Annotated in this window: 13 protein-coding genes; 1 reads left to right on the top strand and 12 read right to left on the bottom strand. The window is 64.7% G+C overall.

The annotated features are described in order from the left end of the window. Window positions 1-6 precede the first annotated feature (6 nt). Both CXR00_RS03365 and CXR00_RS03360 read right to left on the bottom strand, forming a co-directional pair. Entirely contained in the window at window positions 7-2,397 is a 2,391-nt protein-coding gene (locus CXR00_RS03365; protein ID WP_104053087.1) for a DEAD/DEAH box helicase, read from the bottom strand. A gap of 126 nt (window positions 2,398-2,523) precedes the next feature. Continuing rightward, complete coding sequence (locus CXR00_RS03360; protein WP_104053086.1) at window positions 2,524-3,174, bottom strand: GNAT family N-acetyltransferase; 651 nt, start codon at window positions 3,172-3,174, stop codon at window positions 2,524-2,526. 82 nt (window positions 3,175-3,256) lie between these two features. Between CXR00_RS03360 and CXR00_RS03355 the strand changes: the two genes are divergently transcribed. After that, entirely contained in the window at window positions 3,257-4,150 is an 894-nt protein-coding gene (locus tag CXR00_RS03355; RefSeq protein ID WP_104053085.1) for a rhodanese-related sulfurtransferase, read from the top strand. Between the two features lie 71 nt (window positions 4,151-4,221). Here the strand turns inward: CXR00_RS03355 and CXR00_RS03350 are convergent, their stop codons facing one another. From CXR00_RS03350 to CXR00_RS03305, 10 genes are all read right to left on the bottom strand, one after another. Further along, entirely contained in the window at window positions 4,222-5,115 is an 894-nt protein-coding gene (locus CXR00_RS03350) for a MaoC/PaaZ C-terminal domain-containing protein (RefSeq protein WP_104053084.1), read from the bottom strand. A gap of 80 nt (window positions 5,116-5,195) precedes the next feature. Next, window positions 5,196-6,680: an MFS transporter gene (locus CXR00_RS03345; RefSeq protein WP_181032458.1), complete on the bottom strand. Its 1,485-nt coding sequence runs from the start codon at window positions 6,678-6,680 to the stop codon at window positions 5,196-5,198. 89 nt (window positions 6,681-6,769) lie between these two features. Further along, window positions 6,770-8,254, bottom strand: coding sequence for an MFS transporter (locus tag CXR00_RS03340; protein WP_104053082.1), 1,485 nt, complete (start codon window positions 8,252-8,254; stop codon window positions 6,770-6,772). Between the two features lie 119 nt (window positions 8,255-8,373). Continuing rightward, window positions 8,374-9,840 (bottom strand): aldehyde dehydrogenase, encoded by a 1,467-nt coding sequence (locus CXR00_RS03335; RefSeq protein WP_104053081.1) that lies wholly within the window; start codon window positions 9,838-9,840, stop codon window positions 8,374-8,376. Between the two features lie 2 nt (window positions 9,841-9,842). After that, on the bottom strand, window positions 9,843-10,274 hold the full coding sequence (locus CXR00_RS03330) for a Zn-ribbon domain-containing OB-fold protein (protein WP_104053080.1): 432 nt from the start codon (window positions 10,272-10,274) through the stop codon (window positions 9,843-9,845). A gap of 11 nt (window positions 10,275-10,285) precedes the next feature. Continuing rightward, a complete protein-coding gene (locus tag CXR00_RS03325; protein ID WP_104053079.1) occupies window positions 10,286-11,491 on the bottom strand; it encodes a thiolase family protein in 1,206 nt (401 codons plus the stop codon). 103 nt (window positions 11,492-11,594) lie between these two features. Further along, on the bottom strand, window positions 11,595-12,422 hold the full coding sequence (locus CXR00_RS03320) for a VOC family protein (protein WP_104053078.1): 828 nt from the start codon (window positions 12,420-12,422) through the stop codon (window positions 11,595-11,597). A gap of 25 nt (window positions 12,423-12,447) precedes the next feature. Next, complete coding sequence (locus tag CXR00_RS03315; RefSeq protein WP_104053077.1) at window positions 12,448-13,062, bottom strand: TetR/AcrR family transcriptional regulator; 615 nt, start codon at window positions 13,060-13,062, stop codon at window positions 12,448-12,450. A 79-nt stretch (window positions 13,063-13,141) separates the two neighbouring features. Then, entirely contained in the window at window positions 13,142-15,295 is a 2,154-nt protein-coding gene (locus CXR00_RS03310; RefSeq protein WP_104053076.1) for an acetate--CoA ligase family protein, read from the bottom strand. Window positions 15,296-15,372: 77 nt separating this feature from the next. Continuing rightward, window positions 15,373-17,580: an acyl-CoA dehydrogenase gene (locus tag CXR00_RS03305; protein ID WP_104053075.1), complete on the bottom strand. Its 2,208-nt coding sequence runs from the start codon at window positions 17,578-17,580 to the stop codon at window positions 15,373-15,375. Window positions 17,581-17,626: the final 46 nt, after the last annotated feature.

Below are 17,626 nucleotides of genomic sequence, written 5' to 3'. Positions count from 1 at the left end.
CTGGTCTTAGCCCGCTTGCCGGACCGGCGCTGCTGCAGCCGCAGCGGGAGCAGCGCCGGAGCCGGGTTCGGTTTCCCTGCTGCGGGCGTTGTCCAGCAGCACCTGCAGCAGGGTCACCGCACCGGCCTTGGACAGCGGATTGTTCTTGTTGCCGCACTTGGGGGACTGCACGCAGGAGGGGCAGCCGCGCTCGCACTCGCAGGCACGGATGGCGTCGCGGGTGGCGGTCAGCCACAGCTCGGCGGCTTCATAGGCCCGTTCCGCAAAGCCTGCACCGCCGGGATGTCCGTCGTACACGAAGATGGTGGGCTTCTCGGTGTCGGCGTGCAGGGCGGTGGAAACGCCGCCGATGTCCCAGCGGTCGGAGGTGGCGATCAGCGGCAGCATCCCGATGGAGGCATGCTCGGCAGCGTGCAGGGCGCCGGGAAAATCGGCCGGAATCAGGCCCGCCCCGGTGAGCAGGTGCTCGTCAATGACAAACCACACCGCTTTGGTGAACAGTTCCTTGGCCTCAAGTTCCAGCGGCTCCTCGCCCAGGATCTCGTTGGAGATCAGGGCCTTGCGCTGAAAAGAGACCACCTGGGTGGTGACCTTCACGGTGCCAAAGCAGACCTGGATTTCGCCCCAATGCGAGGTCCGTTCCGTCTCGATCACTTCAATCTGGGTGACGTCCCGGGCCTGGGTGTAGAACTCCGGGTTGCCGCGGGTGACCATGGCGCAGTGGTCCGCTTCATTAAGCTCGTCCACCAGGAACGTCTGGCCCTGATGCACGTAGACCGCGCCGGTGTGGGCCTGGTACTGGCTCTGCGGCGAATCCATGGTGCCCAGCAGCATTCCGGTGTCGGATTCCACAATGTTGATCGGCCCGCCGCCGTCCGCCCGCAGGTTCACCAGGGCGGCTGCACTTTCCGCATGCGTCCAGAACCACCCCGAGGGCCGGCGCCGCAGGTAGCCCTGGTCCACCAGTTGATCCAGCAGTCCGGCAGCGGTGGGACCAAAGAGCTCCCGCTCGTCGGGGGTCAGCGGGATTTCGGCGGCGGCGGCACAGAGGTGCGGGCCGAGCACATAGGGGTTGGACGGGTCAAAGACAGTTGCTTCCACCGAAATGTCGAAGATCGCCTCCGGATGGTGCACCAGGTACGTATCGAGGGGATCGTCACTGGCCACGAAGGCGGCCAGCGCGTCCTGGCCGGAGCGGCCGGCCCGGCCGATCTGCTGGAAGAGGGAAGCGCGGGTGCCGGGCCAGCCGGCCACCAGCACGGCGTCGAGCCCGGAAACATCGATACCGAGCTCCAGGGCGGAGGTGCTGGAAATGCCCAGCAGCTCGCCGCTGCGCAGCCGGCGTTCCAGCTCGCGGCGTTCCTCGGGCAGGTATCCGGAGCGGTACGCGGCCACCCGGTCCGGCAGCGAGGGATGCACCTCATCCAGCAGCCGGCGGGTGATGGTGGCAATGGTTTCGGCGCCCCGGCGGGACTTGATGAAGGCAATGGTGCGGACCTGTGCCGCCACCAAGTTGGCCAGCAGGTCGGAGGTTTCGGCAATGACGGTCCGCCGGGAGCGCACCCCGTTTTCGCCCTTGAGGTCGGTGAGCTGCGGCTCCCAGAGCGCCACGGTGGTGGCTCCGTGCGGAGAGGCGTCGCGGGTGACGGCGGTGACCTCGCCGCCGATCAACCTGCCGAAGGAGGAGGCCGGGTCCGCCGAGGTGGCGGACGCTCCGATGAACACCGGGTCGGCGCCGTAGTAGCGGCAGATCCGGCGCAGCCGGCGCATGAGGTTGGCAACGTTGGAACCGAAGACACCGCGGTAGCTGTGGGCCTCGTCAATGATGACGTACTTCAGCCGGCGGAAGAACCTGGCCCACCAGGCATGGTTGGGCAGCACGCCAAAATGCAGCATGTCGGGGTTGGCCAGCACCAGGTTTGCGTGGTCCCGGATCCAGCGCCGGGCACCGGTGTCTGTATCGCCGTCGTATGTTTCAGCGCGCACGGTGGGAAGCTGCAGGGCGTTCACGGCGGAAAGCTGGTCAGCGGCCAATGCCTTGGTGGGGGCCAGATAGAGGGCCACCGACCCGGTTGGCTCCAGCGTGACCCGGTCATCCAGTGCCGTGCGGTGGATCTCGTCCAGGGCCGGCAGCAGGTAGGCCAGGGATTTTCCGGAGGCGGTGCCGGTGGAAATAATCGTGTGCTGCCCCGAGTGCGCGGACTCTGCGGCTTCAATCTGGTGGCGCCAGGGTTCGTGGACACCCACCGTGGCGTAGGCGGCAACGACGTCGGGGTGCGCCCAGTCCGGCCATGGAACGGGAACAGCCTGGCGGGCGGGGATTTCGTGGACATGGACCAGCTGTTCCGGGTCGGCGCCGGAGCCGAGCAGGGGGATCAGGGAATCATGTAGGGCCACTGTGCCATTCTCCCACCGGCCGTCCGGACAGCCGCTGTTAAACGCGCCCGCTCAGCTCCGGGCTGAACCGCTGCGTCTTCGCCGCAAACGCGACCGCAAAAGCCACCGCAAACCGGCCGCAGACGCCTACAGCCGCGGTTCGAACATCACCACGCTGGCCAGGTTTTCCCAGCCCAGGTAGGTGTACAGTTCCAGCCCGTCGGCGGTGGCGACCAGCAGCCCGGAATCGGCGTCGTGTTCCATGGCCACTGCGGTGAGAGCCCGCGTCACGTAGCTGCCCAGCCCGCGCCGTCGGAACCCGGGCTCGGTGACAATCCGGTCGTACACCGCATGCCCTTCCACGATCGCCACGCTGCCCCGCGCGGCCAGCTCGCCGTCGGCTGTGACGGTAACGGTGCCCACCTTGCCGTTGCGCACCGTTTCCGCTTCAAAACCGTCCAGCGGCAGCGGGTCTTCAATGTCCTGCCCGGTCATGTCCAGTGTCATGAAAACCTCGTCCGCGGACCGGACATTCAGCCCGTAAACCAAGGCGGCGCCGTGGATTTCATTCACGCGTCCGGTGACGATGGTGAAGAGCCGCCCGGGACTCATCCGGGCCGAGGAAGCCAGCGCCGCGAATTCGTCATGGGAGGGTTCCAAGGCGAAGTACTCCCAGTCGTTGGTTTTGTCGTGCAGGAAAGCCGCCGGAAAACGGCCTTCCCGTCGGGTTCGATAGCCGCGGGCCTGCGCCCATCCGGTCACCCAGGTCTCAAGCAAATCATCGTCCAGCAGGCTCATGAATGAACACTAGCGGGGGCGGCAGGTGAAAGGTATGTGCGCTGATGAAATTCGGGGTCCCGCGCCGGTCTACCCTTAATGTGTGGCTTTGAACCGAATTGCACTGTATTACGCCTTTACGCCCCTCCCCGATCCGGAGGCCGTGCGCCTCTGGCAGCGCGCCCTCTGCGAGAAGCTGGGACTGCGCGGCCGGATCCTGATCTCGCCCGACGGGATCAACGGAACCGTGGGCGGCGAGCTTGACGCCGTGAAGGCATATGTGAAGGCCACCCGCGAATATCCGGCCTTCAAGAAGATGGACATCAAGTATTCCGAGGGCGGTGCGGAGGACTTCCCGCGGCTGAGCGTCAAGGTCCGCCAGGAAATTGTCAGCTTCGGCGCCCCGGGTGAACTGAAGGTTGACGAGAACGGAGTAGTGGGCGGAGGCACCCACCTGCGGCCGGAAGAACTCCACCAGCTGGTGGAGGAGAAGGAGGCCGACGGCGAAGAGGTGGTCTTTTTCGACGGCCGGAATGCCTTTGAAGCCCAGATCGGCAAGTTCAAGGGGGCCGTGGTGCCCGACGTTGCCACCACGCATGACTTCATCGCCGAACTGGATTCCGGCAAATACGACGATCTCAAGGACAAGCCGGTGGTGACCTACTGCACCGGCGGCATCCGCTGCGAGGTCCTGTCCTCGCTGATGGTCAACCGCGGCTTCAAAGAGGTTTACCAGATGCAGGGCGGGATTGTCCGCTACGGGGAAGCCTACGGTGACAAGGGACTGTGGGAAGGCTCGCTCTACGTCTTCGACAAGCGGATGCACATGGAGTTCACCGAGGACGCCGCCACCATCGGCAAGTGTGTGCGCTGCGAGGCTCCCACCAGCAAGTTCGAGAACTGCTCCAACCCCTCCTGCCGCAAGCTCACCCTGTACTGCGCGGAGTGCGCCTCGGACCCGTCCACCCTTCGGTGCCCGGACGGCTGCATCGAATAGGAACGATGACGACGGCGGCAGCCCGGGCGCGAAGCCTGGTGGGGCCGCCGCCGCGCCGCCGGACCGTGACGTTAGGCCGTAGCCGGTTCGGAAAGCAGGCTTTCACCGGCCGCCAGCGCATCGCGGCGGAGGCAGGTGCCGCGGTCCAGGACCACGGTGTCCCCAACCCGTGTCTGGAAAACGGCACCGGTTTCGGTCATCCACATGCTGGTGGTCAGCTCGTCGCCCGGAATCACCGGTGCGGCAAAACGGACACTCAGCGAGCCGAACGCATCGACGTCAGACCCCAACGCGCCTTCCAGGAGGGCACGGCCGGCGAAGCCCATAGTGCACAGTCCGTGCAGGATGGGCTTCTCAAAGCCGATCATGGCGGCCATCGCGGGGTCTGAATGCAGCGGGTTGCGGTCGCCGTTGAGGCGGTAGAGCAGGGCCTGGTCGGGAGAGGTCCTTTGTACGTCCACAAGATCGGCCGGGCGGTCGGGCAGCTCCCACCCGTCATGCGGTGCCGGCTCGGATCCGAAGCCGCCCTCTCCGCGGATAATCATGGAGGTCACTGAGGTGGCAGTGAGCTCCCGGGTGTCGGCGTCGAGCAGATGGGTGGTGAGCTCAACAACGGCATTCTTGCCTTTGTCCCAGGCGCCGCTCATAAAGCTGCGCGGAATCACGGTTCCGGCCGGGGCCAGCGTGCGGTGCAGCGTGACCGTTTGTCCGCCGTGCAGGATCTGCGAAAGCTTGAAGTCCCCGAACTCATCCATGGAACCGCCGGATCCGCCCAGAAGCACGGCGAAGGTGGGCAGCACGCTCTGATCGATCCCCCGGGAGTTTTCCGTGGTGAAGGCAAGGTTTGCTGTTTGGTCGCGGGCACCGGCACCCACGCTCAGGGCGTACAGGAGAGCGTCCTTGGACTCCCATGAAACGGGAGCGCCTTCCGTGACCTTCCCGATGTTCTGAAGATGGATTGTCATGGTCTTTCCTCTTTCACAAGCGTTTACTGAAATGCGGATTTCATGGGCCCCGGCGGCTCCGGGGACTTCGCAGCTGAGGGTTACAGCGGTGCGTGGACCGTGTCTTGCGGGCTTCGGTTGGTGCCGCGGCGAATGTCGCGCTCGCCGGCAGTCTCGGGAACCCACTGTGCGGGAGTGCGTCGCAGCATCAGTGCCACCACTACTGACAATGCAGCGAAAATCAACACGAAGATGAACGCTGAGCTGATGCCTTCCTGCGCAACGGCCGTTGTGGCCGGGTCTGTGTGGCTGGCCAGGATGTACGCGCCAATGGCAACGGCGGCGGACTGGCCGATGTTGCGGATCATGGTGTTGGTGCCGGCAGTTTCCGAAGTGTGGGTTTCCGGGACCACTTCAATGAGCAGGTTCGGCAGCGCGCCGTAGGCAAGCGATATGCCGGTGCTGTTCAGGACCATCGCAATGATAAACATCAGCACGCTTCCATAGGTCAGCAGGATGATGGGAATGACCAGGGCCACCAGCGCCAGACCAACGATGAAGACTGTGCGGGCGCCGAACCGGAAGGCCAGCTTTCCGCCCAGCGGTGAGAATAAGTAGCCCACCAGCAGAGTTGAGCTGATCAGAACCCCGGCGCCGGTGGGAGAAAAACCAAGCCCGTATCCCGACGAAGTGGGCGATTGCATGATGAGCTGCGCCGGGACGTTCCCGCCGCCCAAAGGCCCGACGGCGGCGAGCACGGTGGCGGTCATGGCCAGGGCAATTTGGCGGTTCTTGAACATCCGAAGGTTCACGATGGGGGATTCCACCCGCAGCTCCCACCACGCCCACACGGCGGCGGCGACGATCCCAACGCTGATCAGGGCGACGAACTGGGCGGACGCAAAACCGGTCTTCGAAGCGCCGGAAAACGCGAGCAGAATGGCACTCACGGCGATGGGCAGCAGTACCGCGCCAAGGTAATCCGGTTTCTCCCGGCTGGGCAGCACCGTGTCCCGGGGAATCACCAATTGGATGCTCACCGCGGCCATAACCGACACGACGGCAGCAAAGACGAAGATGCCGTGCCAGGAGAAGGCATCAATCATGAATCCGGCGATCAGTGCGCCGCCCCCGCCGGCGATGAGCGCCGAGGCCCCCACCATGGAGATGCCCACCGGAACACGTTTTTCGTCGAGATGTTCGCGGGCCAGTCCGAAAGCCAGACCCAGCACCGCACCGGTAACACCCTGAATGGCGCGGCCGAAGATAATCATGCCAAGGGAGCCCCCGAGCAGCGAGATGAGCGAACCGACGGCTGCGATGACCAGGGCAATGACCATGACCTTCCGTCTGCCGTACAGATCTCCGAAGCGTCCACCCAGAACACCGGCGGAGGCTGACACCAGCAGGAAGGCCGTAACAACCCAGGCAACCGTGTTTGCGTCCACCTGGAAGTCCCTCATCAGGGTGGGCAGGGTTACGTACATCATGGACAGCTCGAAGGCCGAGACAATCTCAGCGAGAATCAGGACTATGACAATCGGTGCAAACCCGGGACGTTTCAGCGCCCTTGCGGTGGAGGACATCGCGTCCTGCCTTTCGTGTTGGAAACCAAAGGCTGGCATGCACCGCGTGAGGCGGTGCATGCCAGCGCTTACGGGAACTTCGCTGTTGACTAGGCAGAGGCTGAAACGATGCCTTCCGGATCGCGCGTTGTCCCGCGGCGAATGTCGCGCTCGCCAACCGTCTCGGGAACCCAGGGCTTGGGATTGCGGCTCAGCATCAGCCCCATGATGACTGAGAGCACGGCAAAGGCCAGGACCAGGAGCAGGGCGGCGCTGATGCCCTGCTGTGAAATGGCCTGGGTTGCCGGGTCCGTGTTCTTGGCGAGGATGAACGCGCCGATGGCGATCGCCGCGGACTGGCCGACGTTGCGGATCATGGTGTTGGTTCCGGCTGTTTCCGAGGTGTGGGTTTCCGGGACCACCTCAACGAGCAGGTTCGGCAGCGCACCGTAGGTGAGGGAAATGCCGACGCCGTTCAGAGTCATCGCCACTACGTACATTGCCACGTTCCCGTAGGTGAGCAGGATGAGGGGCAGGACCAGGGCCATCAGCACGAGCCCTCCGATAAACACAATCCGCGCCCCGTACCGGAAGGACAGTTTCCCGCCCACCGGTGAGAGAGCGAAGCCAACAAGGGCGGTAAGGCAGATGATGACGCCCGATTCGGTGGGCGTAAAGCCCAGCCCGTACCCCAGCGACTCGGGGGACTGCATGATCATCTGCGAGGGAACGGACACTCCGCCCAGGGGACCGACGGCGGCGAACACCGTTGCGGTCATGGCCAGGGCGATCTGGCGGTTCTTGAACATCCGCAGGTTCACGATCGGCGATTCAACCCGCAGTTCCCACCACGCCCACACCGCGGCAGCAGCGAGGCCCAGGCCGATCAGGCCCAGGAACTCCACCGACAGGAAGCCGGTCTTTGAGCTGTTGGAGAGTCCCAGCAGGAGGGCGCTGACCGCGATGGGCAGCAGGATGGCACCCAGGTAGTCGGGTTTGTCCGTGGTGACCGCGTTGGTGTCCCGCGGAATAACCAGCTGGATGGCCACAGCGGCAATGACCGCCAGGACGGCAGCGAAGACGAAGATCCCGTGCCAGGAGAAGAGATCGATCATGAACCCGGCGATCATGGATCCGCCGGCGCCGGCGATCAGGGCCGAGGCGCCGACCATGGAGATGCCGACCGGCACCCGCTTTTCATCCAGGTGTTCACGGGCCAGCCCGAAGGCCAGGCCCAGGACGGCACCGGCAACACCCTGAATGGCGCGGCCGAAGATAATCATGCCCAGGGAGCCCCCGAGCAGCGAGATGAGCGAACCAACGGCTGCGATGGCCAGGACAATGACCATGACCTTTCGCCGGCCGTACATGTCGCCGAAGCGTCCGCCCAGCACAGCGGCTGAGGCGGAGACCAGCAGATAGGCGGTGACGACCCAGGCGACCGTGTTGGCGTCTACCTGGAAATCCGCGATCAGGGTCGGCAGCATGACGTACATCATGGACAGTTCGAAGGCCGAGATGATTTCGGCCAGAACCAGGACTATGACTACTGAAGCAAAGCCTGGGCGCTTGAGCGCCCGAGTGGTGGAGGACATCGGTGTCCTGCCTTTCCTATGAGGTCAACAGAATGCAGCGGCGCCGGCCGACAGGTATCGGGCGGCGGTGGAGCAGACGATCTTTAGAGAAAGGTGGTGCGGTGGTGCTGTACTCGGTGTTAGCCGTTCCCGTAGGCGACGGATTTGGTCCAGAAGAACTCTTCAAGTCCCTCCAGGCCGCCTTCATTGCCGGTGCCGGAGTGGCCGATGCCGCCGAAGGGGCGTTCCGCCACTGCGCTGGGGGCGCCGTTGATGGTTACTTCACCGGTTTCGAGCGCCTCGGTCACGCGGACGGCCCGGCGGGCGTCGCCGGTCCAGACGTATCCGGAGAGCCCGTAGTCGGTGCTGTTGGCCAGGGCGATTGCCTCGGCCTCGTCGCTGAAGCGGGTGATGGCCAGCACTGGGCCAAAGACTTCCTTCTGCGCCAGTTCGCTGGCAGGATCCACATCGGCCAGGACCGTGGGCGGATAGAAGAAACCGTCAGCGAGGTCCTCGGCAAGCCGCTGTCCGCCGGTAACCAGGCGGGCCCCGTCTTCCTGGGCCTGGGTGACCATCGAATGAATCCGGTCGATGGCGGCTTGGTTGATGACCGGACCGCAGATCGTGTCGAGTTCCTGGGGGTTTCCGGTCTTGAAGGAGGCCGCGATTGCACCGATGGTGGCCACAAAGGAGTCGTAGATGGAGTCCTGGACCAGCAGGCGGGTGGGCAGGGCGCAGGCCTGTCCGCTCATGATGCCGAAAGCCATGAAGGTTGAGTGCATGGCAGCGGCCTCGAGGTCGGCGTCGGCGAAGACGAGGTTGGCGGACTTGCCGCCCAGCTCCAGGACCACCGGTTTGAAGGTCTGCGCGCAGGCCGCGGTGATCTTGCGTGCGGTGTCGGGGCCGCCGGTAAACGTCACCTTCTTGACCAGTTTGTGCTCCACCAGGGCCGCCCCTGCCTCTGCACCGCCGGAAACCACATTGAAAACGCCCTCGGGTATGCCGGCTTCGGTGACCAGATCGGCAAAGAGCATAGCGGTGAAGGGAGTCAGCTCGCTCGGCTTGACCACCACGGTGTTTCCGGCGGCCAGAGCGGCGGGAACCTTCATGGCCAGGGACATCAGCGGTGCGTTCCACGTGATGATTGCACCGATCACGCCGTAGGGCTGACGCAGGGTATGGCCGAACGATCCTCCCGCACCGGCCACCGAGGTGATCCGGCCCAGCGGGAGTTTGTCAGCCCAGCCGCCGTAGTACCGGATCCACTCCACCGCGGCGTTAACCGTGGGATAGGCATTGGAGCGGGCAATGCCGTTGTCGGCAATGGCGAGATTGACGAAGTCCTCGGTGTGGTCCTCGACCAGCTGCGCCAGCTTGAGCAGCGCCTTGGCGCGGGTGCCCGCCGGTGTTGCCCGCCAGAGCGCGAAGGCAGCGTGGGCGGCGTTGACGGCGTCGTCAACGTCCGCGGCACCTGCCAGCGGGACCTGTGCCTGGGCTTCGCCGGTGGCGGGGTTGATATGGGTGTGCGTTCCACTGCCCGTGCTGCGCGCTTCACTGCCGATGCGCAGGGTGACGGGTGGCAGGGCAAAATCGGTGCTGACTGTCATTTTCAGTTCTCCGGTTCGTAGCGCAGCATGGTGATTCCCGCTTCGGGGTAATCGCAGAAAACGGGCTTAACCCGCATACCCACCTCGATGTCATCGTGGGCTACGTTGACGAGTTCGGTGGAAAACTTAGGGCCTTCATCCCACTGCACCACCGCGAGCACCAAGGTGCCTTCCTTCGCGAAGTGCGGGGCCACCGGCCGGGTGGAGACGGTATACGTGTACAGGGTTCCGGCTCCGGATATTTCCCGCCATTCCAGGTCGTCGGCGAGGGTGCCCGGGGCAAGGGGGCGGGGGTAGAAGATGTATTCGCCCAGTGAAGGCGAATACTGGATGCGGATGCGGTGCTCCGCCAGTGCATCCCAGAACGGCTTGGTCAGGGGTGTCGGGACCGGCATCGGACGCTGCAGATCCGGAAGAGTGTATGAGGTGCTCATGGGGTGTACTCCTAGTTGCCTTCGAGGATCAGTGCCGTTTGTTCGCTCATGATGCCGCCGTTGCCGGTCACGAAGGCCCGGTTGCAGTCGGTCACCTGTGCTTCACCGGCACGGCCCATGATCTGGCGCACGCCGTCGATCACGTGGTGCATGCCGCCGGCAATGCCCGCCTGCCCGAAGGAAAGCTGCCCGCCGGCGGTGTTCATCGGGAAGTCCCCGCGGAAGGTGAGATCGTGTTCGTTCACGAACTGCATGCCTTTGCCCTTTTCGGTGAAGCCGGCATCCTCCAGGCTCATCAGCACAGTGATGGAATAGCAGTCGTAGATGGAGACCATGTCCACCTCGTTGCGTCCGATGCCGGCCATGCCAAACGCCTGGTCGGCTGCGTGGATCATGGGTGAGTGCATCAGATCCCGTGCGTAGGTTGGTGTCTTGTAGGGCACCCGTTCTCCGAAGCCCTTGATCCACACCGGACGGTTCTTGGATTTGGCTGCGAGGTCCTTGTTTCCAATCACCACAGCGGCACCGCCCTGGCACGGCATCACGATTTCGAGCATGTGCAGCGGGTCCGCCACCATGGGTGATGCCAGCACGTCCTCAATGGTGATGGGCTGACCGTGGAAAACGGCGCCCGGGGTGGCGCAGGCGTTGGTGCGCTGGTCCACGGCAATTTTTGCCATGGCGCGCTCGTCGTAGCCGAATTCGTGGCCGTACCGCTTGGCAATTTGCCCGTAGGGACCGTTCTGCCCCAGGTTTCCATACGGGATTTCAAATTCTGCCTGCGGCGACCCGTAGGCGTTGGATGAGGCACCGAAGTACATTTTGTCGGTCATCTCGAACGGCCGGCGGGCGTCGGCCGGTACGTCGTGGGTGCCCGGGAAGGTAACCAGTACGGCGTCGCACAGTCCCAGTTCCACGGCCGCTGCGGCCCGCCACACTCCGGCGGCGGAACCTGCGCCGCCGAGGTCCACGATCTCGGCGAAATTTGCGTTGATGCCGAGGTATTCCGTGATGGTGGAGGGAACAAACATGTCCGCTTCCCCGATCATCGGGGTGACGATGCCGTTGACGTCGGTGGCGTCCAGTCCGGCGTCATCCAGCGCCGCCTTGGAGAGCCGGGCCCACTGTTCCAGGTTGAAGGTCTTCTCACGCTTCAGCTTGCGTTCCGGCGGCAGCTCAAAATAGCCCAGGATTGCGGCTTCTCCACGAAGTCCCATACGTTTGTTCTCCTCATTGCTGGTATATGAAATGTGCTGGTGCACCAAGGTCCGTGCAGATGCCGGATGTGCGACGCCGGCTGGTTGGGTAGGCGTGAACGGTCTAGCCGGATCTGGCCGGGGCGGGAATGCGCAGCGGCGAAATCCGAATGCCCAGTTCGGGATAAAAAGACCCCGCACCGAGCAATTCCAGAAGTCCGGGGGAATCCGGTCCGGCCCAGGGCTCGTCCGCTGCGGTGAAGCCCAGGGCTTTGAGGCCTGAGTCTCCGGCGCCGGGCACCGATTCCTGCAGGATGAGGTCCGCGCCTTCCGGCCACCGGAACACGGTGGCCGCCGGTTCTCCGTCGGGAACTTCCGGCAACCGCTGCCTGCCGGCGCCAAGAACGTTGACGAGCACGTGTTCCGCACGCTGCAGGTCAGGCACCAGCCCAAAGACAACCGGCAGCCGGGCCGGAGAGGACGGGTCTTCCTCCCAGGGGCAGTCCGCAGTGAACTCGTTGGCAGCGGTGATGTCCTCCAGAGCTTCCGATGTCTGGACCATCTGCGTCAGGAACCCGAGCCCGGTGTCCTTGGGATGCAAAAAGGCTTCCTGCCACAGCGGATGCTCGGTGTTCACCAGAATCGGCTCGATTCCGGCCGCCTGTGCCCCTGCGATTGCTGCGGAGATGTCCTGCACCTTGAAGGTGATGTGGTGCGGTGCGGCGTTTCCTGCGTTTTCGGAGAGGAACCGTGCGATGAAGGACGTGGAGGAGCTGCCGGGTTCCAGCAGCTCCAGCCGCATGTCCTCGGCGAGGGCAACCTGGCACGGGTTGAACTCCGGCAGGGTGAAACCGCTGGCAAACCGCGCTCCGAGTTCCCGGTGCAGCATTGTTCCGGCCCGGCCCCAGGCCGGAACGGCAAAGGCAACATGGTCGAGTTCATGGGCGCTCATTCAGACACCCGGCCTGCTGCAGCGGTTAAGGTGCTCCCGCTTCGACCTGGTCGAGCCGCAGCCCGATCATTTTCACAAAGCGGACCAGGACCCGGTTGGCATCCTCCAACGTCTGGTTGCCGGCCAGCAGGCGCCCCACCATGTCCATGAGGATGGCCCACACCATGGCGGTAATGTCCGCAGCCTCGTCCGGTGACAGGGTGGAGAAATCGGCACGGAGAGGTTCCTCGAGCAACAGGACCAGCTGCTGCATCAGCTCGCGCACATCCGGATCGGAGGAAGTCCGCAGCATCAGGATCGTCTGGTAAAAATTCGGCCTTTTCTGGAACGCGGCCAGCGCCTGCCGCAGCCGCTGGGCGACCCGCTCGGTGGTGCTGAAGCTGTCCGGCACGGCCTCGTCCGCTGCACCAAACGGAACGCTCCAGTCGTAAACGACGTTCGCATACAGGTGCTCCTTCGAGGAGAAGTACCGGTACAGCGTTCCGAGCGCCACGTTCGCCTCGGACGCGACGTCGCGGATTTGGATTGATTCGTACTCGTTGGCGCGGAGCAGGTTTTTCGCAGCATCCAGGATCCGTTGCCGGCGCTCCACCTGATAGGCGGGAAGGTCCATTGTTTCGCGCGTTAGTTGCCGAACCATCACTCGCCTCCCGGCCGAATTCCCTCAGAAATTGCAACGTTATCACCGCCTCCCGGCGCCCTTGGATGTGGCTCACCGGCTACTGGTCCTTCCAGCGGATCAGCGCGTCCAGCGCCTCGATCTGGTTACCGGAAACCCGGAGCGGATTGATTTCGAGTTCCTCGAGTTCATCGCCGAGTCCCACGGCCACCTGGGAAATCTTAAAGATGGCCTCAGCCAGCTCGTCGAGGTCGGTGGCTTCTCCGCCACGGAAGCCGGTCAGGAGGTCAATGCCCTTCAGGGATTCGAGCATGCGGCGGATCTCGGCGGGCCCCACCGGCAGCAGGCGCACCGCCGAATCCTTGAGCAGCTCCACCATGACCCCGCCGAATCCGACGGCGAGCACGAGCCCCCAGCGCGGGTCACGGACAACGCCTACCAGCATTTCGGTGCCTGCAGGACGCATCGGAGATACCGCAACACCCTGGACCCGGGCAGCCGGTGCCAGTTCAGCCACGGAAGCACGGATGAACCGGTACGCCTCGGCCACCGCATCGGCATCCGAGAGCATCAGCCGGACACCGCCAACCTCGGTCTTATGTGCGATGTCCTCCGACGCAATCTTCAGTACCACCGGGTAGCCCAGGTCTTCGGCGGCGGCCACGGCTTCCTCAGCGGAGGAAGCAACCACTGCAGGCACGTACGGCACGCCAAGGCTGCGGAGGAATTCACCGCTCTGGACTTCCGTCCATGAATCCGCACCGGCCGGTTTGGCGATCGGTGCGGCGGCCGGCGGTTCGCCGTCGGCTGCGAGTTCAGCGGCACGCTGTCCCCACCAGGCGCTGCGGGCGGCCGCGGTGATGCCGCGGTCAAACGAATCGGAGGCATGCGGGAAGCCGTGTTCCGCGGCAAACGCGCGGCCAAACTCGGTCACCTCCGTGGGCAGGAAGCTCATCGCAATGACGGGTTTGGGGGAGGAGGTCAACTGCCGGAGCATCTCATCCTGCGTGGCCCGGCTCATGTCCGCCACGGCTTGGTTGGCGGGCCAGGAGCCGTTGACCACTACGAAGTCATAATTCGGGTCATCGATAAAGCACTGGGCAGCCTTGGTGAGGATGGTCGGGTCAACTGACACATACCCGGTGGTGTCCATCGGGTTGTTGACGGTGGAGAAGGCGGGAAGCCCGGCGTCGTGCAGTCCCTGCACCGTGTCGGGGTGCGGAGCGGGCAGGTCCAGCCCTGCGGCGTCGGCCTTGTCGGCCACAAGGGCGCACATGGCACCGGAGCCGGTGACAACGCCCATGCGGCGGCCGGGCAGGGCGCCGTAGGCCTCGATGAGGCCCGCGGTGGCCACGAGGTCCTCGATGCCTTCCACCCGGATGACTCCGTGCTGGCGGCAGGCTGCGTCAATGACGGTGTCGTCGCCCACCAGCGAACCGGTGTGGGCTGCAGCGACCCGGGCCGATGCTTCACTGCGTCCGGCCTTGAAAATGACAATCGGCTTGCCTGCGGCGCGGGCGCGGGCAGCCACGTCGAGGAACTGCGCCGGGTCGGAAATCTGTTCCAGGTAAGCGGCGATGACCTTGGTGTTCTCGTCGTCCACCAGCAGGCTCATAACGTCGATGGCAGAGATCATCGCCTCGTTCCCCACGGTCACCGCCGTGGAGCAGCCGACGCCGCGCGAGGCCATGTAAGGAAGCAGATAGATGGCGAGCGCTCCGGATTGGGTGGCAATTCCCACGCCGCCGCTGATCATGGGCATCTGGGTCATATGGCTGAAGGCTGCAACCCTGGAATGCGTGTTGAGGAATCCCAGGTTGTTGGGTCCCAGGATCAGCTGGTCCGCCGCTCGTGCCCGCTCCACCAGACTGGCCTGCAGGGCAGCGCCCTCGGCTCCGGCCTCGCCCAGCCCCGCAGCCAGCATGATCAGGTTGCGGATGCCCTTGATCCGGGCTTCCTCCAGGATGGTTGCCAGGGAATCCGTTCCGGTCAGGACAATCGCCAGGTCCGGCGCCTCCGGCAGATCGGCAATCGTGGCAAATGATGCCTGGCCGTGGCAGTCCTCGCCCCGGCGGTTGACCAGGTAAAGCTTGCCCTCGAACCCGCCGGAGACCAGGTTGCTGTAGGTGAAGTGGGACCAGGCGGATCGGGTATTTGCTCCGATGATCACAATGGACTTGGGCTCCAGGAGTTCCCGCAGGCGGGCGGGATCCAGGGTGCGTGGGCTGTCGGTCTCGCTCGTCAACGTTGTCATGCGAAACGGTTCCTTCCGGTGGAGCTTGGTTGTGGGGTCACTGCGCTCGGGGGTGCGGCGGGTCCTGCTGTCCTGGATCAGCCGCGGGGAAGTCCAAGGATGCGTTCAGCAATGACATTGAGCTGGATTTCCACCGTTCCGCCGCCGATCAGCACCTGCGGAACGGAAAGCTGTCCGGTCACTGCGTCTCCGGGAGCCTGGGCAAAGAGCGCTCCGGGTCCGGCCAGCGCCAGGACGCGGGATGCGGCCTCGCGGGTTAGCCGGGCGTGGGCAACCTTGGCCAGTGAAGATCCGGCACCCGGTGCCATGCCGTTGACCTGGCGAAGGGTCTCCCGCAGGTTCAGGGCGCCGATGGCCGAGCTGAAGGCTGCGATCCTGCCGAGGGAGGAGAGTGCGTCATGCTCGCGGCCGGCGTAGGTGCCCTGGGTGATCATGGACCGCAGCGCGTCCTCCGTACCCACCGAAACACCGGAGGAAATCTGAGTCCGCTCGTTCTGCAGCGTCATGGCCGTGATGCGCCAGCCCTGGCCGGGTTCCCCCAGCAGGTAGGCGTCGGGCACGAAGACCGAGTCCAGGAACACCTCATTGAATTCGGCGTCGCCGGTGGACTGCTTCAGGGGACGGACATCCACCCCTGCGCTTCGCATGTCGATGAGGAAGTAACTCAGTCCCTTGTGCTTAGGGACCTCGCTGTCCGTGCGGGCCAGGCAGATGCCCCAGTCCGCCTCATGGGCGCCGGACGTCCAAACCTTTTGTCCCCGCAGCTCCCATCCGCCGTCCACCTTGGCTGCCCGGGTGCTCAGCCCGGCGAGGTCGGACCCGGCACCGGGTTCGGAGAAGAGCTGGCACCAGATCAACTCCCCGCGCAGGGTAGGCAGCGCAAACTGTTCCTTGACCGCTTCACTGCCGTAGGCCAGCACGGTGGGCATGGCCCATTCGCCGATCACCGACGACGGCTGGGTCATCCCGCGGCGGGCATATTCCTGGGAGATGACCACCTGCTGGGCGGGAGTGGCGCCCAGCCCATAGGGGGCAGGCCAGTGCGGGGCGGCGAGTCCGTTTTCCGCGAGGAATGTCCGCTGCGATCCTCGCGAGTACCAGCGCCCGCCGTCGTGCTCATTGGACAGTGTCCGGGCATGATCGAGCAGTTCGCCGATGCGGGCGCGGAAGGCCGGATCCTCGTCGGGCAGTTCAATGTCAATGCGGCGGTCCTGCTCCAGGGCAACCCTGCCCAGCGATGTGGAGGCGTCGTTCATGGCCGGCACCAGAGCGGCCAGCGTCATTGCCCGCCGCCAGTACAGATGGGCATCATGTTCCCAGGTGAAGCCGATTCCGCCGAAAATGGTCACTGCTTCGGTGACCGCTTCTGCCGACGGGGCGATCGCGGCCTGAACGGCTGCACCGGCAGCCAGTTTTTGCTGGTCCTCATCCTGGTCTAGGGACACGACGGCGGACCAGGCTGCCGCTGCGGCCAGTTCGGCGGTGATGAGCAGGTTGGCACACTTGTGCTTGACGGCCTGGAAGGAACCGATCGGCGAACCGAACTGTTCGCGCAGCTTGGCGTATTCAGCGGCAGCTTCCACAGCCCAGCGGCTCACGCCGGCTGCTTCCACGGCGAGCAGGCAGGTCTGCAGGGTTTCCACGCGGCTTGCCCCGAGGTTTTCCAGGATCGCTTCGGAGCCCACGGCCACCGAGGAGAGTTCGAGGATACCGGCGTCGCGGGTCAGATCCGTGCAGGCCTGGACCCTGCGGCTGACGCCGGCGCTGCGGGCATCGACCAGGGCAAACCGCGTGGTTCCGCCGTCGTTGAAGCCAACCACCAAAAGATCGGCTGACTGGAGTGAGAGTACGTTGGCGGTTCCGTGCAGGAGCCAGCCGCCCTCAGCGGCGGAGGTGCCGGTGATTGCGGAAGAAAGAACCAGGGTGCCGCGGGCGCCTTCAGCGAAGGCGGCCAGACCGCTGGCTGAGGCTTTGCAGTCACCGGCTGCCGCGACGGCCGCACTGGCGAGCACCGTTGAGAGGAAGGGGCCGGGTACCAGCCGGCGGGCAAATTCCTCCACCACGATGGCCGTGTCAGCCACCGTTCCGCCCTGTCCGCCGTGCTCTTCGCCGATATGCAGGGCGTGCAGTCCGTTGGCAACCAGGTCATCCCAAAACGGCGCGGGTTCCCCGGCCCCGTAAGAGTCCAGCTGCTCGCGGGTGACCCGTGTGTCGGCGAACCGTCCCGCAAAGTCGGCTGCAACGGAGCAAAGGTCCGCATGCTCTTCGGTAAGGGCAAACGCCATGTGCTGACTCCAATGTCATAGCGCACCGAGCTGCTTCAAGGAGACG

This window comes from Arthrobacter sp. 9E16, assembly GCF_002929435.1.
Classification (GTDB): domain Bacteria; phylum Actinomycetota; class Actinomycetes; order Actinomycetales; family Micrococcaceae; genus Arthrobacter_B; species Arthrobacter_B sunyaminii.
The sequence above is the reverse complement of the archived record's forward strand: the minus strand, read 5'-3'. Positions and strand labels throughout refer to the sequence as shown.

Coding starts and splice junctions, on each gene's coding strand:
- CXR00_RS03360 (WP_104053086.1), bottom strand. CDS start 3,174: ATGAGCCTGCTGGACGATGATTTGCTTGAGACCTGGGTGACCGGATGG.
- CXR00_RS03350 (WP_104053084.1), bottom strand. CDS start 5,115: ATGACAATCCATCTTCAGAACATCGGGAAGGTCACGGAAGGCGCTCCC.
- CXR00_RS03345 (WP_181032458.1), bottom strand. CDS start 6,680: ATGTCCTCCACCGCAAGGGCGCTGAAACGTCCCGGGTTTGCACCGATT.
- CXR00_RS03340 (WP_104053082.1), bottom strand. CDS start 8,254: ATGTCCTCCACCACTCGGGCGCTCAAGCGCCCAGGCTTTGCTTCAGTA.
- CXR00_RS03335 (WP_104053081.1), bottom strand. CDS start 9,840: ATGACAGTCAGCACCGATTTTGCCCTGCCACCCGTCACCCTGCGCATC.
- CXR00_RS03330 (WP_104053080.1), bottom strand. CDS start 10,274: ATGAGCACCTCATACACTCTTCCGGATCTGCAGCGTCCGATGCCGGTC.
- CXR00_RS03325 (WP_104053079.1), bottom strand. CDS start 11,491: ATGGGACTTCGTGGAGAAGCCGCAATCCTGGGCTATTTTGAGCTGCCG.
- CXR00_RS03320 (WP_104053078.1), bottom strand. CDS start 12,422: ATGAGCGCCCATGAACTCGACCATGTTGCCTTTGCCGTTCCGGCCTGG.
- CXR00_RS03315 (WP_104053077.1), bottom strand. CDS start 13,062: ATGGTTCGGCAACTAACGCGCGAAACAATGGACCTTCCCGCCTATCAG.
- CXR00_RS03310 (WP_104053076.1), bottom strand. CDS start 15,295: ATGACAACGTTGACGAGCGAGACCGACAGCCCACGCACCCTGGATCCC.
- CXR00_RS03305 (WP_104053075.1), bottom strand. CDS start 17,580: ATGGCGTTTGCCCTTACCGAAGAGCATGCGGACCTTTGCTCCGTTGCA.